The 22,575-nt window shown below is 44.4% G+C and carries 20 protein-coding genes; 4 read left to right on the top strand and 16 right to left on the bottom strand.

Going from position 1 to position 22,575, the window contains the following annotated elements:
• Window positions 1-23 precede the first annotated feature (23 nt).
• Genes NSS66_RS20135 through NSS66_RS20125 form a run of 3 tightly spaced genes read left to right on the top strand, consistent with a single transcriptional unit; the run spans window position 24 to window position 3,994 of the window.
• Window positions 24-1,643, top strand: a complete 1,620-nt coding sequence (locus NSS66_RS20135; RefSeq protein WP_071558763.1) for a spore germination protein — start codon at window positions 24-26, stop codon at window positions 1,641-1,643.
• Between the two features lie 9 nt (window positions 1,644-1,652).
• On the top strand, window positions 1,653-2,855 hold the full coding sequence (locus NSS66_RS20130; protein WP_023988555.1) for a Ger(x)C family spore germination protein: 1,203 nt from the start codon (window positions 1,653-1,655) through the stop codon (window positions 2,853-2,855).
• Window positions 2,856-2,887: 32 nt separating this feature from the next.
• Window positions 2,888-3,994 (top strand): GerAB/ArcD/ProY family transporter, encoded by a 1,107-nt coding sequence (locus NSS66_RS20125; protein ID WP_053325413.1) that lies wholly within the window; start codon window positions 2,888-2,890, stop codon window positions 3,992-3,994.
• Between the two features lie 92 nt (window positions 3,995-4,086).
• Here NSS66_RS20125 and NSS66_RS20120 read toward each other — a convergent pair whose 3' ends face one another.
• The 16 genes from NSS66_RS20120 to NSS66_RS20045 form a co-directional block, all read right to left on the bottom strand.
• Window positions 4,087-4,788: a YetF domain-containing protein gene (locus NSS66_RS20120; RefSeq protein WP_076295946.1), complete on the bottom strand. Its 702-nt coding sequence runs from the start codon at window positions 4,786-4,788 to the stop codon at window positions 4,087-4,089.
• A 287-nt stretch (window positions 4,789-5,075) separates the two neighbouring features.
• Window positions 5,076-5,342, bottom strand: coding sequence for a metal-sensitive transcriptional regulator (locus NSS66_RS20115; RefSeq protein ID WP_013310304.1), 267 nt, complete (start codon window positions 5,340-5,342; stop codon window positions 5,076-5,078).
• 76 nt (window positions 5,343-5,418) lie between these two features.
• Complete coding sequence (locus NSS66_RS20110) at window positions 5,419-5,934, bottom strand: DsrE/DsrF/DrsH-like family protein (protein ID WP_340959629.1); 516 nt, start codon at window positions 5,932-5,934, stop codon at window positions 5,419-5,421.
• Complete coding sequence (locus NSS66_RS20105) at window positions 5,931-6,521, bottom strand: sulfurtransferase TusA family protein (RefSeq protein WP_028541322.1); 591 nt, start codon at window positions 6,519-6,521, stop codon at window positions 5,931-5,933. The genes NSS66_RS20110 and NSS66_RS20105 overlap by 4 nt, the downstream gene beginning before the upstream one ends.
• A 213-nt stretch (window positions 6,522-6,734) precedes the next feature.
• Window positions 6,735-7,262 (bottom strand): TetR/AcrR family transcriptional regulator, encoded by a 528-nt coding sequence (locus tag NSS66_RS20100; RefSeq protein WP_028541323.1) that lies wholly within the window; start codon window positions 7,260-7,262, stop codon window positions 6,735-6,737.
• A 150-nt stretch (window positions 7,263-7,412) separates the two neighbouring features.
• Window positions 7,413-8,108, bottom strand: a complete 696-nt coding sequence (locus tag NSS66_RS20095; protein WP_340959626.1) for a DUF4309 domain-containing protein — start codon at window positions 8,106-8,108, stop codon at window positions 7,413-7,415.
• A 120-nt stretch (window positions 8,109-8,228) separates the two neighbouring features.
• Window positions 8,229-8,855, bottom strand: coding sequence for an HXXEE domain-containing protein (locus NSS66_RS20090; RefSeq protein WP_068939438.1), 627 nt, complete (start codon window positions 8,853-8,855; stop codon window positions 8,229-8,231).
• Between the two features lie 18 nt (window positions 8,856-8,873).
• Window positions 8,874-9,464, bottom strand: coding sequence for a TetR/AcrR family transcriptional regulator (locus tag NSS66_RS20085; protein ID WP_068939440.1), 591 nt, complete (start codon window positions 9,462-9,464; stop codon window positions 8,874-8,876).
• Between the two features lie 230 nt (window positions 9,465-9,694).
• The gene (locus tag NSS66_RS20080) at window positions 9,695-10,927 is read right to left on the bottom strand and encodes an aminopeptidase (protein ID WP_053326566.1); all 1,233 of its coding nucleotides are present in this window, start codon (window positions 10,925-10,927) and stop codon (window positions 9,695-9,697) included.
• Window positions 10,928-10,974: 47 nt separating this feature from the next.
• Window positions 10,975-12,564 (bottom strand): acyl-CoA synthetase, encoded by a 1,590-nt coding sequence (locus NSS66_RS20075; protein WP_053325411.1) that lies wholly within the window; start codon window positions 12,562-12,564, stop codon window positions 10,975-10,977.
• Between the two features lie 177 nt (window positions 12,565-12,741).
• A complete protein-coding gene (locus tag NSS66_RS20070) occupies window positions 12,742-13,845 on the bottom strand; it encodes a hypothetical protein (RefSeq protein ID WP_068939444.1) in 1,104 nt (367 codons plus the stop codon).
• Between the two features lie 112 nt (window positions 13,846-13,957).
• Window positions 13,958-15,985: a S9 family peptidase gene (locus NSS66_RS20065; protein WP_053325409.1), complete on the bottom strand. Its 2,028-nt coding sequence runs from the start codon at window positions 15,983-15,985 to the stop codon at window positions 13,958-13,960.
• 216 nt (window positions 15,986-16,201) lie between these two features.
• Complete coding sequence (locus tag NSS66_RS20060) at window positions 16,202-17,320, bottom strand: LLM class flavin-dependent oxidoreductase (RefSeq protein ID WP_023988542.1); 1,119 nt, start codon at window positions 17,318-17,320, stop codon at window positions 16,202-16,204.
• Between the two features lie 57 nt (window positions 17,321-17,377).
• Window positions 17,378-17,926, bottom strand: coding sequence for a GNAT family N-acetyltransferase (locus NSS66_RS20055; RefSeq protein WP_023988541.1), 549 nt, complete (start codon window positions 17,924-17,926; stop codon window positions 17,378-17,380).
• A 289-nt stretch (window positions 17,927-18,215) separates the two neighbouring features.
• The gene (locus tag NSS66_RS20050; RefSeq protein ID WP_013310291.1) at window positions 18,216-18,719 is read right to left on the bottom strand and encodes a ferritin; all 504 of its coding nucleotides are present in this window, start codon (window positions 18,717-18,719) and stop codon (window positions 18,216-18,218) included.
• Between the two features lie 134 nt (window positions 18,720-18,853).
• Window positions 18,854-21,802, bottom strand: a complete 2,949-nt coding sequence (locus NSS66_RS20045; RefSeq protein ID WP_340959693.1) for a glycoside hydrolase family 48 protein — start codon at window positions 21,800-21,802, stop codon at window positions 18,854-18,856.
• 316 nt (window positions 21,803-22,118) lie between these two features.
• On the opposite strand from NSS66_RS20045, the gene NSS66_RS20040 reads away from it, so the two are divergent.
• Window positions 22,119-22,487, top strand: a complete 369-nt coding sequence (locus tag NSS66_RS20040) for a DUF423 domain-containing protein (RefSeq protein ID WP_013310289.1) — start codon at window positions 22,119-22,121, stop codon at window positions 22,485-22,487.
• Window positions 22,488-22,575 lie beyond the last annotated feature (88 nt).

Here is a 22,575-nt window from a genome sequence, read left to right as displayed (position 1 = left end):
ATCAATAAAGAGGGGGTTCACTTGTGTTGACACGTTGGATTAGAAATGTTCTGAAACCTGGAAAAAGGTACACACAGGATATCGAAAAATCTAAACAGCAGGCCTCTTCAGAACCCATAAATCCATCATTAGCACATACTCTATCAATACTTAAATTAAAACTCGGACAAAGCTCTGATTTTATCATTCGTGATTTTTCCGAAAGTTCTGTCCATGCTGGACATCTCGCCGTTTGTTATATCGAGGGGCTGATTGACCAAAACTTGCTTTCCGATTTAATGGAGGGCTTAATTACAGAGCCGGTCTTCGCAGCTTCTTTTAAGCTTGAAGAAAATACCGCAGTTTCGCTAATAAAGAGAACAATCCCGTCAGGAAATATTCAAATGATACACTCGCAAAATGAAATTTATCAATCCATCCTCTCCGGTAATGCTGTCATTGCTATCGATGGAAGTACATATGCCCTGACAGTTTCCATCGCCGGCGGAGTAAGACGAGCTATTCAGGAACCCAGTACTCAAACCGTAGTTCGGGGTCCTAAAGAAGGATTTACGGAGGATGTCTCAACCAACATCACACTGATTAGAAGAAAATTGCGGACACCTGACCTTAAGTTTGAAAGTCATATTATTGGGCGATATACACAAACTAAAGTTATATTAGCTTACATTGAAGGTGTCGCTAATCCAGAAGTCGTGCATGAAATTACTAAACGGCTTCAATCCATTGATACAGACAGTATACTTGAAAGTGGCTACATAGAAGAATTCATACAGGATGAACCACTTAGTCTCTTTCCCACCATGCTGAACTCAGAGCGTCCGGATACAGTCGCAGGAAGCCTTTTAGACGGACAAGTAGCTGTTCTGATTGATGGGACGCCATTTGCTCTGATTGCACCTGTAACCTTCTTTAATTTCTTTCAGACGGCTGAAGACTACTACCAGAGATATGACATTTCATCTTTTTTAAGGGCTCTTCGTGTGGTATCTTTTTTAATCACTTTGTTGCTCCCTTCTCTATTTATAGCCCTGACGACTTTTCAACAGGAAATGATCCCTACCACGCTGTTAATTACACTGATGGCTCAACGGGAAGGAACTCCTTTTCCCGCATTATTGGAAGCATTAATGATGGAATTGATGTTTGAAGTAATTCGTGAAGCCGGTGTGCGAATGCCTAGGGTCATCGGGCCAGCCGTTTCCATCGTAGGAGCTCTAGTTATCGGGCAGGCAGCGGTGCAAGCCGGACTGGTCTCAGGTGCAATGGTAATCGTTGTTGCCTTCACAGCTATATCGAACTTTGTGATCCCATATGTCACCTTGGCTTCAGCAGTCCGATTGTTGCGGTTTGCTCTTATGCTAATAGCGGGGGCTCTGGGCTTATTCGGTATTCTGATAGCGCTTATCCCCCTTTTAGTTCATCTTGTATCACTCAAATCATTTGGAGTTGATTATTTTATGCCCTACAGCCCCTCCTTTAAGTCCAATATGAAGGATCTTGTCATTAGAGTACCGTGGTGGGCTATGAAAACAAGACCAAATGGAAAATCAGCTTCCAACAAAACCAGACAGGCAACTCACCAATACCCTGCCATTTCAGATGAAATTAGAAATGATGACAAGTCTGATACCGAAAAATAGGAGAGATCAATGGTGAGCCAATTTAGAGTTAGTTACGTTCTGTGTATTGCAGGATTATTACTTACAGGGTGCGTGGATCGAACAGAATTGAATGAATTAGGCATCACAACAGCAACTGGAATTGATGGACATCAAGGCGACTGGATCAATACTTATCAAATCATCATTCCATCAGCTATGACGACTGGCTCAGGTGGTTCTTCCACGGGGGCATCGCAAAGCGCTGTACATACTTTTTCTACACATGGAAAAACACTAAGAGAGACCGTTACGAAGAGTAGTCTGGAATACCCACGTAAATTGTATTTTGCTCAAAATAATGTAATCGTTATTGGAAAAAAAGCAGCAGAACAAGGCATTGAAGAAATTATTGATATTTACCTCCGTAACCTTGATTCACGGGAAACTGTAAAAGTATTTATTGCCAACGGAGAGGCTCGTGATTATTTAAAAAAGCTTGTACCACCAGAGAAAATTCCCGGTCAAGCTTTAGAAAATATTATAGAAAAAAACAGAAGATATGGATCGATTTATCCATCCGTATCTATGTATGAATTTATTTCGAAAATTAGCTCCGATAGTGGTGCAGCCGGAGTTCCAGAAATATCTCTTGAGGGCTCCGAGCCGGAGAAACTAGATTCTGTTGATGTGTTCAAGGAAACATCCGCTAAAAGTAAACTTAAGTTGTCGGGCCTAAGCATTTTCCGGAAAGACAAGAGAGTCGGACACCTAAATGAAAAGGAAAGTATAGGGGTTTCATGGTTAAACAACCAGATTAAAAACACCACTATAAACTATGTGGATGGGAATGCTACGGCTGCTTTCCTCATCCGGAAGGCCAAGGTTAAGATTACGCCAATAAAGAACTTAAATCATTTTTACCTAAACGTTGACGTTAAAACTACCGGAGATCTTTTGTCAGCCTCTTCGCAAAGAGAAATGAAAAATATGCAAAGTATAGACCAATTGCAGAAGCAAGCAGCAGAAATTATCGAGTTGCAAATCCGGGAAGGCTGGAAAGCCTTACAGCAAAATAATATCGACCTTATTGGTATTGGGAATAAAATTCATCAGAAGAACCCAAAAGACTGGAAAAAAATAAAGGAAACGTGGCCTAAGGAGTTAGCAAACATGGATATAAAAATAAATGTAAAAATGAAACTTGCACGTCCAGGATTATTTGGAGAGTCTTTTAACGAGCTATTGAAATGAATGGAATAAACAGGCAGAGGTGAATTGAAGCAATGCGTCAAAATTCAATCCGAGTATCAGAGCTGATCATTTGTATGTCTTTGTTTGAAGTTGGAAGTACAACTTTGTTTTTAATGGGAGCTGAAGCAAAGCAAGATGCTTGGTTAGTCATGTTGATAGGCGCCTTAGCAGGACTACTTCTGTTAATGCTCCATCTTGCTATCCATCATCAAGACCCTGAATTAGATTTGTTCATGTTGTTTCGCCGTTACATAGGAAAATATGTGGGTACAACGATTAACCTGCTTTTTGTGATGTACTTCACATATGAAGCTTCTCGGAGCTTACGCGATTTAGGCGAGGTGACAGTCCTGGCTTTGCTACGCCAAACCCCCTTGTGGCTCATCATGTTGATCACAATCATGGTTGTATCCAATACGATTCGTTACGGATACAAAGTATTGTTCCTATTTTCCTTATTCCTTTTCCCTTTTTTTGTACTTGGATATACTATAATTACTATACTAATTCCGGCAACCGGTCTCTTTCACTTTGAAAATTCTCTTCCGATTCTAGAGGAAGGATGGAAACCCATTTTTAAAGCCGCTATTCCTGAGCTTATCTCCTTTCCATTCGGACAGATTGTATTATTTCTTGTATTTTATCCGCTTGTACATAAAGACCGGAATCTCACAAAAACTGTGATCTTTGCCTATAGTATTACCGCCCTTTCTCTGATATTTATCAATCAATTGAATATTTTTGTTCTCGGACCTAAGATCGCCGTAGATAGTACACTTCCTCTGTTGGAAGCCGTTCAGTTGATTGAATTGGCGGATGTGTTCGAACGAATGGATGCCCTTTTCACCTTGCTTCTTTTTCTTGGATTGATCATCAAAATGTCCTTATTTTTTAATGGCGCCGTGATAGGACTTGAAAAAATAACTGGAGTCGGATTTAAAAAGTGGATTTTCCCCCTTGCAGCACTTATTTATGGGCTTTCTTCTTTGTCCCCTAACTTTACTCATCACATGGTAATCGGTCGAAAAATTGTAATTAATACTTGGTTCCCTATTTTTCAGATTGTACTCCCTTTGTTTCTGTTTACAGTTATTATTATTAAAAGAAGAAAAAAGACAAATAAACAGTCCTCTTCATGAGAAGATGGTAGTTCAATACCCCAAAGTTCTGCCTCTATCTCAGTAGCTACACCATACACGGTAAGAAGCGCAGAACTGTAGTAGCCTATCATTCAAATTTTATGATGCTTTTTCTCTTTCATCGGCACGATGTGAAGTGTTCCATCCTCGCTAAACTCTGCGTAGGCGATTTCGTCGATACTATCATATCCCTGCTCGCGCACCTTTACTTTAATCTCTTCAATATCGATTGACTTCCCACGCATAGATTCGTGCAGGAGCTTTCCTTTATCAATGACTGTAACAGAAAAAAGGTCAGGCTGTGCATCTATTCCCATATCCTGAGCGGCGGGTGGCTCGTATTCGGGTTTGCGCATGACTGACAATGAACCATTCGTTTCTAACGTGGCGTACCAGACCTCACGAAGAGAAAAAATATTTTGCTGGCGTAGCATGGAGAGCAGCTGGGTAAATTCTATATCATATTTTTCAAGCATCTCTTGATTGACCTGGCCCTTATCCACGAGTAGCACTGTTCGACCTTCTGCCATATATCCAAATTTCACAAAACGGGTCGTCGCCTTTTCAAAAAAGTAGGCCAGCGCGCACCATAGTGCCAAAGCAAATAAAAGCTGCCCAATGGTCACCTTATCGTCATATAACGTATTTCCCACAATTTCGCTTAACACCAATGATGTTAGGAAATCGAGTGGTGTTAACTGACTGAGTGTTTTTCGACCTGTAATAAAAGTAATGATCCACAAGCCAAAAAAGCTGATGATCAATTTGACACCAATCGTAACAAATACCTCCATAAATAGGCCTCCCGGAAGAAGTTGTTTTCCTTATGTGTTATTTACACCTGTCTACCTCAGCATAAACAGAGGGTTATTCCTAAAATGTCCGATTAAAAAAGCCCGCTACCAACTAGAGGCAGCGAACTTTAATTATGGCTAGTATATAATCTTAATCTTTCAGATGTTTATCAAAAAACTTCTTAACAACGTCCAATATATGTGGCTGGGTAAAGGCAGTATGCCAGCTCCCGTAATTTTGTACATAGTAACATCATTGCCCGCTAGCATGGACTCTGGAGACATGATTATCTACTTTTCACAAGAAGCTGAATCGCTTCTTTAACCAGCTTATCCGTGTCTCCTCCTGCCTCTTGCTCTTCCAATATACATCGTTGCAGATTCTCTGCTACAATTTGGGCAATCGCTTTATCTGATGCGTTACGTACGGCAGATAACTGGCTAACGACGTCTTTGCACGATTTACCTTCATCCATTAAACGAAGTACCCCACGTACCTGTCCCTCAATCCTCCTCAGGCGCGTTTTCAGTTCATCACTGTAATTGTAATCCATAAGTAATGCACTCCTTTTTTGACTTACCATATACACGTATAGGTATATTATAAACCAAAAAAATAAATAGGATACCCTAAATAAATAGATTCACCTTCCCCTGCGAAGCATCCCCCAAGTAGGCGGATACTCCAGCATATTCCAAACCGTCGATTAGCTCTTCTTGCTGCAGTCCTAACAAATCCATGGTCATGGTACAGGCGACGAGCTTGATCCCCTGCTCTCGTGCCAACTCTATAAGCTGCGGCAAGGAAAGCGCATTGTGCTTTTTCATGACATGCTTGATCATCTGTGGACCGAGTCCGGCAAAATTCATTTTGGATAGTGCAAGCTTTTTGGGTCCACGAGGCATGATCCAGCCAAAGGCTTTTTCGAGCATTCCCTTATTGGTGCTCACGATTTCATCCTTGCGCAGCGTATTTAGCCCCCAAAAAGTAAAGAAAATAGTTACTTCATGATCATATGCTGCCGCTCCATTCGCAATAATGAATGCAGCAATCGCCTTATCCAGCTCCCCGCTGAATAATACAATCGTTGTTTTGGACTGAACATGTTCTTGATTATTTGTATAAATTCCTGCTGTTGTACTCATATGGATTCGCTTCCCTTAGTTTCTCCAGCCCATTCGGATATGCCTGAAAGCACAGATTTGACTTTTTTAGCGCCTTTGGAAACTAAGAACTGACAAGCCATTTCACTGCGTGCTCCAGCTTGGCAAATCACTGCGATCTCTTCTTCCAAGTTCAGCTCAGAAAGTCTGTTCTCCAGTTCGCCAAGAGGGATGTGCTTAGATCCAGGGATATGTTTAAGCGCAAATTCAGCGGGTTCACGAACATCAAGCAAAATGAAGTTCTCTTTTCCAGAACATTTTGCTTGTAGCTCTTCATGGCTTATCGTAGAAGAAAATATTTGCTCCTTCTTCACTTCAGCCGGATTTGCTTTTCGTAAATAATGTCGCATTACATCTCCTTCTTGGAGGGTGCCCAAATATTGATGTCCGGTGTTTTTAGCCCAGTTCTGAAAATCGGCTAATGAACCTTTGTCAGTCGCCTGAACCTCTATAATCTTTCCGGGAACGAGCTCATTCATAGCCTTTTTTGTTTTTACAATAGGCATAGGACAAGCTAGCCCTTTGCAATCAAGAATATGATCTGCTTGGATATTGTTAGTTGATGACATTCTATAACCTCCGCCTGTTTTTTGAGGGGACTTAGTTTAGTTAAATTTCTTTATACATATACCCCTATGGGTATTAGAATAACGAGACTCGCTTCTCTTGTCAACTTATTTGGCCGTTTTTTCTCAGAAGCAAATGAAATCATGTCTTGAACAAAATAAAATTAAAAGCAAAAAAAGCCGCGCAAAAACGCGACTCTAATACATAAACCAAAATTAATCGTCTTTTTTCATCAGTTCTGGTAGATCCAGCGACATCGAAATATTACACAGCATACCTCTGGCGAGAAAAAGCATCGTTCTTTCCATTGCTTGTTCAATACCTGCCCGTCGGAAAGCATCATAAACCGTCGTATGAATTTCACGGAATCCTTGCTGCATCACGCTTACAACCTCATCCTCGCGGATCGTCTGCGCCTGCATTTGCAAAAGTGTTTCATTGCGGTATTCCATCATAATTTGCGAATAGGCTGCAATTAGCTCTTGCTCGAGCTGTTCAGATGAGGCCGAATGAATAACTCTGTGAAAAGAGTCTATGATACGTGCAAATGAAACCTTCAAGGCTTCAACAAGCAACGCTTCCTTGGTAGCGAAAAAACGAAAGACATAGGGCTGAGAAATATTGGCCCGTTCCGCAACTTTGGCTGTTGTAGCTCGGTAGTAGCCCATCTCTGCAAACACTTCAATGGCAGCAGATATGATTTCCTTTTGGCGATTTATAGATGTTGACGTAGCTTTAGCCATGTTTTTTTCATCCTTTTATTTAGCACAGTTTTCTGATTAGTGATTAATCAATTACAAATGAGTATAAACGACATAACCTAAAAATGCAATGAGTTTGAACAAAGTCGCCTCCGCAATTCTGACGGAAACGACTCTGTTATATACATCCAATTATGGCGTCTTAGAGTTAAAATATAATCGGATATAATTGACCTTTTGCGTTTTGGTTTGATAGGAAAATACTAAATAATAACTAAGTCCTGATGTGTTATTGATCGTATAATTAGCTTCTGCTGTGTCAGGTATGTCTCTAGAGGTGTCAACGGTTTCCGTAGGTTGGCCCAATTCGTCAACAACTTGTTTGATAAGCAACTTCTTATAGTCTGGATCGGAAGATGTAATTTCTGTAACTTTATCGCTTCCATCCAGCACGATGTCTGTATGATACTTAGCGTAGCTTCTCATAGGACCTGTAGAACCTGACTCGGATTTCCCCCACAGCTCAAATAACAGATCGCTGCTAGTTCCCAAGCCAAGACCTTTAGGCAAATTCGGTAAGGTCCCCTGCTTGGCTGCGCTGAATATAGCGGCTGCGGAGCTGTGTTTACTGTGAGATGAAGCTGTACTACTGGCAGTTTCTTGATGGGTAGAGGTTGAGCTTTGCCCATTAGTATTGGGATCCGTGTTTTGATCTGTAGAACTAGCAGGTGGTGTGACTGTTTCTGCTTTAGTAGGAGCAGTTGATTTTGCTTCCCCGCTATTGCTGCATCCTGTCATCACAGCAAAACCTATAGCCAAGAAAGCACTAGTGGTGATTAGCTTGCAAGCCAACTTTTTACGATCATGAGATTGATGTGTATGCTTCATTATAAGATCACTCTTTCCTTGTTCATGGGTACAAAGCAAGTGTAACCGAACCTCGTTTCCAGAATACCTCTACTTGTATCCAACTTGTAAACAAGGACATTGATGATTTTCTAACATACCCTATTTACGACCGTAAGCTCCCAGCTGTTGTTTAGAAAAGGAGTAAGGAGAGTCACTCTTCTTCAACCATATATTCCCTTTAATGATGAAGATGTATACAGCAAAAACAAAGTAGATCGTACCCGCAATCCAGTCTATTGCCGTTGGGATGTCTCGCTGTACTATTTCATGAATATACCAGATTCCGACTGGAACATGCAGGAGAAGTGCCGTAAACAAGCCAGGATTATATAAGGTTTTTGCTTTAATATTGACAACGATACCGTGCCAAACGACCTGAAAGAATCCCATAAAAATTGGTGCGAGTCCAAGCCAGACTACTTGCGGGAACCATACGGGGAGCAGATAAAACACATAGGCAATTGCCACATTGATAATCATCGCTGATTGAGTGTTTAAGGGGTAATGATCCGGTGTATCACTTTTAAACATAACGTTGTTAAATAAACCAGCAAAATATCCAGGCCAGCGGTACTCCTCAAATTGATGAAACAATATAGCCACAAAACTCAACCATAACATGCCTGTTATATCCGAAAGGATAGCTGGATTCATAAGTAAAACAATACATACAACCACACCGGTTATAGCCCCTGCATCTTGCCAATATTTTCTCAAAAGATTCATATTAGTCACCCCTATGATTTATTTTTGATCAAAATATCTTTCGAACAGCAGATTTAATTGTTCCTCTACTGAAGGTATTTCCACAACTGCCCCTGATTCAAGAATTGGACTCATCAGTGCAGGCAGAAAAATAGCTCCAAATATTTGCAGCATCATCGCTAACAAGCGCTCCGGCTGTTGCTCACCTGTCAGCTCCTTGATCGTGCTCTGAACCTTTGGAAATCCCATGATGTTTAAAAACCTTCCGTATTCCTGTTGAGATGTAAAGGGCGTGCTGCCCATGGCAATAATTCGCGAAAGAAGCTCTGGATATTGACGAATGACCTGTAGATAGTTAAGTAAAAATTGTTTCAGTCTATCTTGGGGGGGCATCGCTGTGTTGTCCAAAATAGAAAAGGTGTGCTGAAAGCCATTTAATATCACTTCAATAGCTTCACTGAGCAGATTTTCCTTGGACCCAAAATAATAATTAACTAAAGAAATATTAGTAGCAGATAGGTCGGCAATTTTTCTGATTGTAACCGCCTCAAAACCTTCCTTTTGAATAAATTCCAGCGTAGCGTCTAAGATTTTTTCTTTGGTTTGTTGTTTTTTGTCTGGGTGATTCATGTTTTTCCTCCTCCTGTTTCGTCCAATCATAACGGATGAATGAAATGGGACGATTTTATGTAAATGACTTTTCAAACAATAATTAAAACGTTGTTTAAATTACTGTTTGAACTCAGTTTAGCACTTTATATTTCACAAAACAAGGAGCAATTTGAGATTTAGGGAATAGAAAAACCCGCATAACGAATGAGATCGTTTGCGGGTCGATTGAATGGAGATTGAAAAAAGGCCTAAATAGCCCAATTTCCTTTGCGGAACACGGCTTCTTTGCTTCCGTCTTGCAATTCGCCGTCAATATCCAGTTCAGCTGAGCCGATCATGAAGTCCACATGAGTCAGGCTGACATTGGCACCGTTCTGGAGCAGCTCCTCCCGGTTCATTTGTGTCCCATTTTCCATATTAAATGGATACGCACTGCCTAGAGCCAAGTGGCAGGAGGCATTTTCGTCAATACCTGTATTGTAAAAAATGCGATTGAGATTGGAAATCGGTGAATCGTGCGGCACCAGTGCAACTTCTCCCAAATAGCTGGCCCCTTCATCCGTAGTGAGCAAATGAGTCAGATGCTGCTCGCCGGATTCTGCTGTATATTCAGTGACTTTACCGTCCTTAAAGGTAAACGTTATGCGATCCACCAGTTGTCCATTTAAATTGAGTGGCATGGTACTTGTGACATGACCATTCACACCTGTACGCTTAGGCATCGTGAACACTTCTTCTGTCGGCATATTCGCGACAAAATAATCTCTGTGCTCGTTCTCACCACCACCGCTGCGCCAAATATGACCGTCAGCCAGTTCAATTCTCAAATCTGTTCCTGGTGCACGATAATGGAGGCTTTTATACTTTTTATGATTCAGCTTGTCTTGTACCTGTTCAAGGTTTTTCAAATGTTTCTGCCAATTCTGAATAGGATCAGAGCCATCTACACGGTTCATTTGGAAGATTGTATCCCACATGACACGTATACGATCCTCTTCTGCTATATCTGCAAATACTTTATCGGCCCAAGCCTTCGTCGGCGCTTTAATCAAACACCAGCTAATTTTATGATTTCGGGTATATTTGGAAAAACCTTCTCTCGCCGTAGCTGCCGCCTTAGTCGCACGAGATACCTTTTGTGGATCAATGCCTTGATATAAATCCGGGTTCGGCACTTTAATCGTTAGTGTGGCTCCACCCTCTTCGGCAAATTTCTCCATCATTTCTGCCTTCCAAGTAGGGTAGTAATCAAAGCTGGCTTCGTCACCATGTTCAAAACGACTACGTGTAATGGAATCATCCTCGAACTCTACCTGTACATATTTAGCGCCTGCTTCATAGGCTTTGCTGACAATCAGGCGTGTAAACTCAACAGTTTCCAGTGGTGCAGTTACCAAAAACGCCTGTCCGGGCTGAATGTTAACCCCTACTCTTACGACCAGTTCTGCGTATTGCTCCAACAATGATTCAAATGTACTCATTTTTCCACGCTCCTGTTCCGTTTTGATTATATTGAATGATTTCATCACTACAGTACGGACTGCTTCTCCAGTTCACGTAGCTCCACTCTTCGTATTTTACCCGAGCTGGTTTTAGGAAGCTCTTGAATAAACTCTATTTTTCGTGGATATTTATAAGGTGCCGTCCATGTTTTCACATGATGTTGCAGTTCCTTCACTAACGCTGGTGATCCTTCTACCCCAGCTTTGAGTACGACAAAAGCTTTTACAACATGTCCACGGATTTCGTCAGGGCTGGCTACGGCAGCACATTCCTGCACGGAGTCATGCTTCATAAGCGCTTCCTCTACTTCAAAAGGACCAATAGTATAGCCAGAACTGATAATGATATCATCACCACGTCCTTCGAACCAGAAATATCCATCCTCGTCTTTGCGAGCCCGGTCTCCCGTAACAAAATAATCTCCGTGGACACTAGCTAATTTGCGTTCTGGATCATGGTAATACGTATGGAATAATGCCGGCAGATCGGCACGCACTGCAATATCCCCCACTTGCCCCGAAGCCAGCGGAATGCCCTCCTCGTCTACGACCTCAACGAGTCCCGGTGCAATAGATTTGCCCATCGAGCCTGTGCGCAGAGGTGCATCCTTTAAATTACCAATAATTAATGTGCTCTCTGTTTGACCGTAGCCGTCACGAATCGTAATGTTGAACTGCTCCTGAAACTTATTAATGACCTCCTGATTGAGAGGCTCTCCCGCAGAAACTGCGCTGCGCAATTGGGATAGATCATATTGATCCAAACCATCCGTTTTCGCCATAATCCGGTATTCTGTCGGCGTACAGCACAACACTTGGATTCCGTACTGCTGTATGAACTGCAAATAGCGACCCGGACGAAACGGACCATTATATACGAATCCGGTCGCTCCATTCCCCAGTACAGATAAAAACGGACTCCAAATCCACTTTTGCCATCCTGGTGCAGCTGTAGCCCATACTACGTCTGAAGCTCGAATATCCAACCATGGTGATGTTATCCGCAGATGGGCATATCCCCAGCCATGGCTATGTACAACACCTTTAGGATTTCCCGTGGTGCCGGAAGTATAGGCCAGAATGGCCATGTCGTCACGGTGCGTCTTCACAGCTTCAAAAGTATCTTCCTGTCCATCCATCAGCTCATTCAGCACGAGCCAGCCAGATACATCTGCCGTGTCGTCCCCGGAGACCACGATGCGATAATCCAGAGCAGGCAAATCATCATTTATTTTGTCCACTTCGCTTGTTACTCCGGTCCAGGCAATGACTGCGCGCGCTTCTGAATGGCGAAGACGAAATGCAATATCCTTGGCACGTAGCATTTCTGAAGATGGAATGACAGCAAGCCCAAGTTTCAAGCAGGCCAGATAAATTACATACGCAATAATACGCCGTGGTACTACGACCAGAACTCTGTCACCTTTGTTAAATCCCAGATTTGCGAGTCCTCCAGCCAGTCGGTTAGCCTTTTTCAACAGCTCTCCATAGGTGATTTCTTCGTATTCTCCTGTCTCACTCAGCCACTTGAGTGCGGTTTTACCAGCATCATGGTGTTCCATTTCCGAAGTCATATTGTAATATTCAGGCGCAAGCCATTGTTGTTGATCTGTCAAATTATACCTTCCCCTTTATACATAAGATGAGATCCACTTTCTTACTGTAGTATAACACGTCTTAGTACCAGGTTCTAATACCAGAATCATTTTTTTTGGAAAAAAATAAATTTGTAAAGCGAACGACAAAAAGAAAGAGCCTAATTACAGGCTCTTTTTCTTCACTACTATCGTGATTTACAACTGGAGTTCTACCACTGTAGAAGTCGCTTCCTGACCGTTTACGAGCAGTGCAATCCGGTGCGCTCCCGCATAATGGCGACGAGTGGTCAGGTCTGCAAAACGGTGTGTCCGTGTACCTGTAAGATGGGTTCCTCCAGGGACCGTTTTGTCAGATAGCAAAAACAGTTTACGTGAGACTTGTCCTCTCGCCTTCACAAAGTCGATGCCGTACTCGATGCGGACTCGTACCGGGTCACCTTCACGAAGCTGAAGCGCGTAGCTCAACTCACAGCTATCACCAAGCTTTAGCATGGCAGGGTCTGTGGTGAAAGAGGCTCCCGTGACTAACGGCGCCCCGTCTGTTTCATCCGCATAGCCGAACATTGCCATCACTTCGGGGATGGATTTGCGAATCAGGGTCCGACAGCCATGACGCACAATCCAGTCGGTGTCAGGATGTGTTCCTTTCCACCGTTGAGCCGTGGCAATGACCACATCAGGATGATCCTTGGCAATATCGTTCAGGTTGTTGGCTACACTTTTACGTACATACAGTGATGGATCGGCCTTCAGTAGTTCCAATACGGCCAATACTGGAGCAGGATCGCGTTTAAACACAGGCAACGCCTGTCCCCAGGGTAGCCGTGGACGACAGCCTTCGCTGGCAAGTCGGCGGACGTGTTCACTTTGTTGTCCGGCCCAGGTCGTCATCTGCCGCATCATCCGTTCCGGTTCACGCAGAAGGAAGGGTCTCACGGCGAACTCCGCAGAGGACTTAGAGGTGAATCGCTCCAGTGCCTTCATGGACAGTTCCCAATGCTCTTCTCCCTGCCCATACACCTCCACAAAATCGGGGAAAAACAAGTATGGAAAACCACTGCAATGCTCGTCTATAGCAAAAAGAATATCCAGAGCTTCTTCATATTTACTGGGCAAAAATGCCCCTAATGTTAACGAAATACGTCGTATTCGTTCTTTTAGCTCCAGTTCATCCCATTTTTCATCCATCACTTGATGGATGAATCCGTTGGTATCGAACGGCCTGTACGCAGACTGTACTTTTTCACCGAATAGTTGAAGAAAATTCTCCGTGTACATATTTTTTAAGGGCTCGGCCATTATATATCTCCTTTTGTATGAGGTTGAGAGAATTGTAGCAAGGCATACTAAAAATGCCAAGTCCTATGGTTAGGACCTGACATTTTTACATTAATACAAGAAATCGATTTACTTATAATTCGTGTTGGGCAAACCAATTGGTAATACGTTGCAGTCGTTCCACGCGAAGCTGCGGGTGCCCTTTTCGTGAAAGCTCGTGACTTGAAGCTGGAAAACGGACAAATTGCGTAGGTTTCCCCAAGCGACGTAATGCTGTAAACAGCTGCTCTCCCTGCTCTATAGGACATCGCAGATCCTGCTCCCCGTGTAATATGAGCAGCGGTGTGTTGATTTGCTGCACATAAGCCAGCGGAGATTGCCTCCACAAAAGCTCGCAATCCTCCCACGGATTCCCGCCGACTTCATCTTCAGTAAACGAGTACCCTATGTCACTCACTCCATACATGGACAGCCAGTTAGATATGGAGCGCTGGGTCGCAGCTGCGCGGAAACGATCGGTATGGCCGACAATCCAGTTTGTCATAAAGCCACCATAGCTGCCTCCTGTTACACCCAGCCTTTCCGGATGAATGAATGGAAATTGACGTATAGCCTCGTCCACTGCGCTCAGCAGATCGGTGTAATCGCGTCCGCCGTAATCTCCAAGGACGACATTGGTGAAAGACTGTCCATACCCTCGGCTTCCTCCCGGATTCGTGTAGATGACTGTATACCCCTGAGCGGCCAGCAACTGAAATTCATGAAAAAAAGAATTGGAATACATGGCATGAGGACCACCGTGAATCTCCAAAATAGCAGGATAGGATACCCCCTCCTTAAACCCAGCAGGCTTCATCACCCATCCCTGCACCCGTCGTCCATCCTCAACCTCAGTCCAGAAGCTCTCAGGCACACTGATCTCAATCTCATCAAACAGAGAGTCATTCACTCGTGTCAGCCGTTCCTCAGTTCCTGAATGGATCGCAACCCGGAACAAATCGCCTGGTAAAGAAACATCGGTGGAAGCCGCAATGATATGCCGCTCATCCGAAGTAAGTTCGAATTGGTAAATTTCCCGTTCTCCTTGCGTTAAAATTTTAAAAGTTCCATCAAGCGTAAACTGATATACGTGTACATTTCCTTCAAGGGTTACCAGCGTATACAGGGATTGACCGTCCGCACTGAAGCGTGGTGGTCCTATATGAAGATGTGAACGCATGTCGCTCATACCCGCATTACCGAGGTGAGCGTCAAGCGTCTCACTAACGCATACTGCCGTCCCCCCACTGGAAGGAACCGTGTACAGTCGGGTCTGAGTAGCGCCTTTGGCATGTCGATCATGACCGTAAAAGGCAATCGTTGAACCGTCAGGAGAATAAGCAGCACTCTCGATGTGCAGTTCAGAATGGGTCAGCTTAAGCGGTGCTGCTGCATCACCATTTGAAGTTGCAGGAGCTATCGTAAACAAATCATTCTGCTTACGTAAATCCGTATCCTCTTTCGAATGCTCTGCTATTCTGGCGACGAATAAAATACGTTGACCATCCGGTGACCACACAGGCTCCGCCACATCATAAGCGCCGGAAGTCAGTTGAACTGTGTGCCCCGAAGTCACATCAGTTACATACAAGTGATCACGAGTATCATCCCACAGTCCATATCCGTCGGATTTAGCTTTCGTTCGATTAACGACTCGTCCCTTAAGTTGTGCCTCCTGAGTTCCTCCATCGGATGTAGGGCTTGACGGGTTCTCGGCCGTTTTAGCTACAAACGATATGCAAGTCCCATCAGGAGACCAGGCTAATGAACGAACATTGTTCTCTACGTGTGTAAGCTGTCGTGCCTCCCCTCCGCGTTCTGGAATAATCCACACCTGGCGCTTGCCGTCTGTTGTACGGAGAAAAGCTAGTTGTGATCCATCTGGTGACCAGACAGGCGTTTCATCTTTCGGTCCGTATGTAAAGGGTAATGCGCTAGCGCCTTCGGACGATAATAGCCAAATTCCTGAGTTATAATCTGTCCACTCTTTATTAATATACTGTTCTACGTAAGCGATTTCACCACTAATAGGATGAATAGCTGGATCGCTAACCCAGTGAAGTCGATATAAATCCTCGGCTGTTATACAGCGCTTGGTCGTACTAGATTGTGAGTCGCTCAAAAAAATTCCTCCTTTATATCATTAGATTCCACATCTTTAAATTTTAATTAATCCGATTAATTTTATGCGATTTAAATGAATATACAATTACGTTACTCTTTTTATTTATCTCTGTCAATTTGTCTAAAACTAAAAAGACCCTCTCTCAGTCGCTATCGACCCGAAAACACCGCTACTTCGGTTGCTTTCATGAGAGAGGGTAACGTTATTCATCAATCACAATTGGAAAATAGGAGAAATGGAGGGAGCCCCATTAGGAATAGCAGCCAGTGATCCATTTTCTTTGTGTAGGTTCGGCACCTGCTGCCAAATAGTGCTGGGAATCTCTCGCCGCAGCACAGGAATGATATCCTCGGCAAACCGATGCAGCTGTTCAAGCTGCTCCTGCTCTCCCAGCCCATCCACGCTTATGCTGAGTACCTGATGGCCGAACGCAGTATAATAGTTCCGTATTTTTTCGAGAACGCTGTCCGCAGAACCAATCAGAACTGGACCGTTGCGGATGTTATCCTCCAAACTTGTAAACGGGGATTGATTATGCTGAGCCGCCGCCGTCGAGTGGTAAGCATCATAATACGGGCGATAGCGTCTGATCGCTTCCTCGTCTGTATCCGCCAGATACAAGCTCCCGGCTCCGGCACCAATTACAGCCTGAGCCGGGTCATGACCGTAATAAGCCAGCCGTTCACGGTAATGATCAATTAAGCCTTTATACTTGGCCTGAGGATGGAAAGAATTTGAGGAAAATAACGGCTCTCCATATTGTGCAGCCAGCTCCGTCGATAATGTACTGGAGGCACTTCCATGCCATATCGGAATTTGCTGTTGATACGGGCGTGGCTGTGTCGTGACCTGATACAGCGGGGGCCGATAGTTGCCCTTCCACGTAACCTCTTCCTCGCTCCATAGCCGTTTGAGCAGACGATAGCGTTCTGCTAACGATTCCCACTGCTCTTCCTCCGTAATTCCAAACAACGGATAATGGCGTGGATCATTGCCTTTTCCGATAATCAGTTCTAATCTTCCGCCCGATAAATGATCCAATGTCGCATAATCCTCAGCTACGCGTACCGGGTCAAGAATACTAAGCACCGTTACCATCGTCAGCAGACGAATCCGTTCAGTTCTCGCTGCTATAGCGGTCAGAACGAGTGGAGGTGAAGACGACAAAAAAGGCGCACCATGCCGCTCCCCCACACCATACGCATCAAAACCAAGCTCCTCTGCGAGCACAGCCTGCTTAATTACATTTTGGAATTTTTGCTGCGAACTCCAGGCTTCTCCGGTAATCGCATTAGGCAGATTAGCCATTAGGCTGAACAATACAAACTTCATTCGCTCCTGCCCCCTTTCTGCGAACGAATCGGCTTCTTCCGTTCCCTATGATCGCGTCTAATTTCGGTTAGCTGTCTCGGCTTCATTTTTTTCACGAATGTAGGTGGAGAATAATTCAGGATTCACCACTTTACGCAGTAAATGCATCGTCCCGTCCCCTGTTCCATGGTCAAAAGCATGGATACGTTCATACCCCCAACGCTCATACATGGATAGCAAATAGGGATGCTTTTCCGCAGTCGCCAGTGTCACAGCAGGAGCACCGACCTTGTCACGAATAATCGTTTGCTCTACCCAATTCAGCAGTTTTTTCCCATATCCTTTGCCCTGGGCAGCCGGGTCTACAGCAAACCACATCACAAACGGTAGATCGGTTATAAAATTAAGGGCTCTATTTTTGAGATGGCTAACGGTAGCCTGAATGACACCGTCTACTTCCAGCACATAGCAATCATTATTTTTAATGTTTTCTTGAATGAGAGCAACATCTGCCTGAGCGGCAGGCCATCGAAGCTCCAACTGCCGAATTGTTTCATACGCCTCATACGTCACATACTGCAATCTTTCTGCATCCTCTTGGAGTGCCAGACGATAGATTTCACTCATACTAACCCGCCTCCCTATAGTGTTATTATAATGCTCGTGAATCATCAAAATAATTAATCCTATCTACTTAATGAGATATAAAAGTTAACATAACTGTAGCATGCTCACCATCCAGCGACAAATTAATTTTTTCTATAACTTCATTTAAAATAACAATAGCCCCTAGAAAGATGGGAATTCGTTAATTAAAGTCAACGCAAAAAAGCCCGAAAATCGGGCTTTTTTACTTTCTAGACGAATAAAATGCTGGCCATATCTCCGGCATTCAAAACACACCATGTATGCTGTATTACTCCGCAGGGGCAGTAAAGCTGCGTTTGGCAAACTCGCTGTCCAGCATATAAAAGGCGTTGCTGTCTCTTTCAATGCGCTTAAGCTTCTGGATAACACTGTCGAACAGAGCTTCCTCTTCGACTTGCTCATCAATAAACCATTTCAGGAAATGGATCGTTGCATGCTCGCGTCCATCGAGGGCCAAGTCAGCCAGATGATAAAATTTTTGCGTGTTTTGCTGCTCATGCTTGTAGCCATGCTCAAATACGTCCAGCATGGAATCGTAGCTGTTTTTTGGCTCCGGCAATGCAGCCAATGTGGCGCGTCCTCTACGGTCATTAATGTATTTATACAGTTTCATGGCATGAAACCGTTCCTCCTCAGCTTGTACCAGGAAGAAGTTTGCAAACCCATCCAGACTTTCACTGGAGCAATAAGCAGCCATCGCCAGATATACGTGAGCGGAGTAAAATTCAAAGTTCATTTGCTCATTCAGAGCCTGTGCCAAATTGTCATTCATGTCTCAGGTCACCTCGGTCATGTATGTAATAATGTAACGATCATAGTGTACCACGAATCCGATCACAAAAAAACGGACGGAAGTGAATTAAATGATCTCACATTCCGCCCGTAATCTCTACAATTAGTTTACAATCAAGGCTCCAGACCCCAGACACGTTTGTCATTTATATACAATGGTGCTTTGCCCCAATCCGTATAAGATGTCTTGGTTGGATCATAGGAAAAATCATCACTTTCGTTATAGTTGCTCCAGTCCGTCTTGTTCATGCGAATCTGAATGTCCCCTGTGTTTTCCCCTGCTGCCAGACTTCCCGCACCAGCTCCAAAGGAGATTTCCAGATAATAATCTGCGCCTGTAACGGCCTTATCCAGTTTCACAAAACGTCCCTGAACGTTACTACTGCCCAACTGTGCATAGTCACAATGGAATTCCTGTGACTTGTCGCCATCTACGGTGTAGTAGTATCGCAGCTTGACATTTTTCAGATCAACTGCCTCTTTACCCTTGTTTACAATACGGAACAGTGGCCGAATCTGGTTATCTCCCGGGTTGGTGTCGCCCACGCGGTATTGGGCAATCACATCTCCCGTTGCTGGAATGGGTGCTGCCGTAGGCTTGGCACTGACCTCGGCAGAATCCGGGCTGGTTCCTAAAGAATTTGTTGCACTTGCCACATAATAATAAGTGGTTTCATTCACCACTCCTGTATCCTTGTAAGTGCTGTCTGTTACTGTTACTACTGTAGTATATGGGCCACCACTGGTTGTGGAGCGCTTGACCGTATAGCTATCGGCACCCGTCGCTTTGCTCCAGGTCAGTGTAACCTGAGCATCCCCTGCGTTTGCCTTCACATTTGCCGGAGCTTTGGGAGCTGTAGGCTCGGTTGGTCCACTACCGTTAATGAGACGGTCATACTCGGCATAAGCCGTTGCCATATCAACTTGGGACCAGAAACGGTGATACGTAAATTCTGGAGCGCCTTTATCCCATTTTTTGGTCTGCTTGTTCCATGAAGTCGTGTATTTATCTTTAAGATAGGACCATTGCGGATCTTTGGTGATATTAGGGCGGATATCGCTGTAGCTGGAATACGTACCATTACCACCTTTAGACGGATCAGACGGTGTAGCGTCGGTGCCAGGGATCGTGTTGCCTTGCCCAGTCTTACCACTCCAGCCGCTCGGGATATACACTTCTTTGGTAAAATAACGATAATAATCTTCGCGCGCTTCCTTCGTTGTAATGCCTATACCATCGTTATAACCCCATGCAGCATCAAGCAAAGCTTTAGACAGATCCTTAGCTTCCTTGCCTAACTCGGAATAGTCTCCTTTTTCAGCTTTCGTTCCAGCAGCAAAGAAAGTAAGTGCTTTAACATAGCTGCCCAGCACTCCGGCATCCTGCCCCGGATTCTTTGTTACCACATGGAGATTGGTATTCCCTTTATGATTGGCAAATCCGCTCCAGGTTTCAGGCTTTCCGCTCCATTCCAGATTGCTCGGTAGCCAGAACTCACCTTTAGCCGCTGTAGTAGCCACTTTCGGATTCTTGCCACCCAGAATACGCTTACCTTGAGCGTCCAAATAGTATCCCTGTGCATCAGTCACAGGCCGTTCGTTGGCAAATACATAGCTCTTGGACCACGCTATCCAGTTTTCCGTCACTTGTTTAGCCATTTTAAACTGCTCGGACGAAGTATCCCCTTTCTTGGCTAAAATGTAGTACAGCTCGGCAACTCGCTCGACAGGCCAAGCCTGCATCCCGAACCAGTTGTTCGAGGGTGGATCGTTATATACAGGAGCCCCTGTATAAGCCATGCCATAAAAGGTACTTGTGCCAGATGGATAAGCCTTGTAGGCACCATCCCAGCTATTCGTCGCTCCGCCTGCAATGGCCCCCTCATCGGATTGCAGCCAAGTATAAAACTCCAGTTGGCGCTTCAGCGAGGTCGCCCAGTCCTGTCCCGCCGTTGGTGAATTCGGTATTAATCCACCATCTTGATCGGACAACGCATACGCTGCGACGACATTTTGGTAGCCCTGATGTGCATGGCTGGCACCAATACGCCAAGCCCAGTTGCCGCTTTGGCCAAGTCCGCCGCCCCAGGCTGTATACCATGCCATCAGATAAAGACTGGCATCCTTGCCCGTACCAGCAATTGGACTTCCATTGGAAGCGCTTCCGGTTTTCTGGAAGTATTTATCGTACATGCCGTAACGCAAAAAGTCTCCCATCTTTTTGGCTTTATCCAAATATACGGAGTTGTCATATCCTAATTCCTTAGCCCAGTACATTGCTTGAACTGCCCGTGCATCTGCATCGGTGGCATTCGTGTAACGCCATTGCTGTGCAGGGGCATTATTTTCCTTGGTAAACAAGCTCATAAAGCCTTCATTAGGCTTGCCAAACTTTTGATTGTCTTGCGATGGGTGTGGTACAGCCTCCCAGACCGATTCCTGTTCCCCGCGCTGGAAGGTGTTTACATAGGCTGCTGTATGCGACGGATTCAGAAGATTTCCGAAGCCGTACCAATTATCCACGTCCAACAACCAGTGCATCAGATAAGTCTGGTTGTTGCCATAGGTTGCCTTCAGCTCAGAGTCCAGTGGATCCTTGCCACCACCATACTGTCCACTCAGACGGCTTGGGTATTGATCCGGCTGTGAGTATTCTGCGGCATAGGTGGCGGGGCTGTTCGGGTTGTAGTTACTCATTGTCGGCTGCTCTTCCTTACCGTCGCCTTCATTAACAGGAATGATATATTTCTCCATGTTGTCCCATGCGGATTCCAAATGCCCCCAATCCCCGGTATAATGACCATACAGCACTTCCAGCCACATCCAGTAGCTGTACGCTTCCGAAGTCGTTAAGTGTCCGTAATCTGGAGCCTCGCTCATAAGCGTTTCAACGGAATGATAAGGGATGCCTTCTTTTGAAAAGTATCCGCTAGCCGGATCCTTCAGCTGTTTATACAATTGTAAAAAGCGTGTCGATTCCGGTGTTGCGGCTGATGCACGGTCGGGTCCTGCCTGAAATAAGCCCAAGGTTAACGGAAGTACCAAAATGGCTGACATGACCATAGAGACAGATTTCCTGAACACTGATTTTCTGCTGATCACTTTTGCATTCATCCTCTCCATTATCAATTTTGGCTTTACACAAGATTTTATTCCGAAAAACGACAGCACAAAAAGACAGCATCATCACCTCACTTTCCCATAAAAAAGGTGGAGGACACGCTGTCTATTGCTCCAAATGCTTCGCATTGGCCCTGGAAAAAATATACCACACTAGGCGCCAAATGAGAGTCGAAAAATTCTATAAGTTTAGAGATTCACAAGGAAAATTGACGAAATCGATTGGAATCGGTACTATTTCACAGGGAGGCGTTAAAACATGAAAATTTTGCTATTGCTTGGTTGTATCGTGATGTTTTTAGCCGTAGCTCTGGGAGCGTTCGGCGCACACGCATTGAAAAAGAGACTTTCCGTAGACATGATGAGCATATTCCAGACAGGAATTCAATATCAAATCGCTCACGGACTGGGTTTGCTGCTGCTTGGAGTTCTTGCTGACAGCCTTGTCCATTCTTCTCTCATCGTTACCGCAGGCTGGGTTATGCTGGTGGGTATTCTCCTGTTCTCCGGCAGTCTGTATGCCCTTAGTATATCTGGTGTGAAAAAGCTTGGGGCAATCACCCCCATTGGCGGGTTGGCTTTTTTGGCAAGCTGGGTCATTGTGATCGTGGCGGTTGTGCAAGGTTAAACAAGGATAAAGGAACAGAGACTTGGAAAAGGAGGCGCTTCCAAGTCTCTCGAATTATTGACATAGCATTCCTGAGTATATGAAAGAA

This window comes from Paenibacillus sp. FSL R10-2748 (genome assembly GCF_038005565.1).
GTDB lineage: Bacteria > Bacillota > Bacilli > Paenibacillales > Paenibacillaceae > Paenibacillus > Paenibacillus polymyxa_B.
This window is presented reverse-complemented; position numbering and strand designations above follow the sequence as displayed.

Excerpts from the sequence above, each read along its gene's own strand:
- NSS66_RS20110 (WP_340959629.1), bottom strand. The coding sequence starts at position 5,934 with ATGAGTACAACAGCAGGAATTTATACAAATAATCAAGAACATGTTCAG.
- NSS66_RS20100 (WP_028541323.1), bottom strand. The coding sequence starts at position 7,262 with ATGGCTAAAGCTACGTCAACATCTATAAATCGCCAAAAGGAAATCATA.
- NSS66_RS20120 (WP_076295946.1), bottom strand. The coding sequence starts at position 4,788 with ATGGAGGTATTTGTTACGATTGGTGTCAAATTGATCATCAGCTTTTTT.
- NSS66_RS20105 (WP_028541322.1), bottom strand. The coding sequence starts at position 6,521 with ATGTCATCAACTAACAATATCCAAGCAGATCATATTCTTGATTGCAAA.
- NSS66_RS20055 (WP_023988541.1), bottom strand. The coding sequence starts at position 17,926 with ATGAGTGAAATCTATCGTCTGGCACTCCAAGAGGATGCAGAAAGATTG.
- NSS66_RS20130 (WP_023988555.1), top strand. The coding sequence starts at position 1,653 with ATGGTGAGCCAATTTAGAGTTAGTTACGTTCTGTGTATTGCAGGATTA.
- NSS66_RS20080 (WP_053326566.1), bottom strand. The coding sequence starts at position 10,927 with ATGAGTACATTTGAATCATTGTTGGAGCAATACGCAGAACTGGTCGTA.
- NSS66_RS20095 (WP_340959626.1), bottom strand. The coding sequence starts at position 8,108 with ATGAAGCATACACATCAATCTCATGATCGTAAAAAGTTGGCTTGCAAG.
- NSS66_RS20045 (WP_340959693.1), bottom strand. The coding sequence starts at position 21,802 with ATGGTCATGTCAGCCATTTTGGTACTTCCGTTAACCTTGGGCTTATTT.
- NSS66_RS20090 (WP_068939438.1), bottom strand. The coding sequence starts at position 8,855 with ATGAATCTTTTGAGAAAATATTGGCAAGATGCAGGGGCTATAACCGGT.
- NSS66_RS20050 (WP_013310291.1), bottom strand. The coding sequence starts at position 18,719 with ATGAATGACAATTTGGCACAGGCTCTGAATGAGCAAATGAACTTTGAA.
- NSS66_RS20115 (WP_013310304.1), bottom strand. The coding sequence starts at position 5,342 with ATGGATTACAATTACAGTGATGAACTGAAAACGCGCCTGAGGAGGATT.
- NSS66_RS20125 (WP_053325413.1), top strand. The coding sequence starts at position 2,888 with ATGCGTCAAAATTCAATCCGAGTATCAGAGCTGATCATTTGTATGTCT.
- NSS66_RS20085 (WP_068939440.1), bottom strand. The coding sequence starts at position 9,464 with ATGAATCACCCAGACAAAAAACAACAAACCAAAGAAAAAATCTTAGAC.
- NSS66_RS20070 (WP_068939444.1), bottom strand. The coding sequence starts at position 13,845 with ATGGCCGAGCCCTTAAAAAATATGTACACGGAGAATTTTCTTCAACTA.
- NSS66_RS20060 (WP_023988542.1), bottom strand. The coding sequence starts at position 17,320 with ATGAAGTTTGTATTGTTCAGCCTAATGGCTAATCTGCCTAATGCGATT.
- NSS66_RS20040 (WP_013310289.1), top strand. The coding sequence starts at position 22,119 with ATGAAAATTTTGCTATTGCTTGGTTGTATCGTGATGTTTTTAGCCGTA.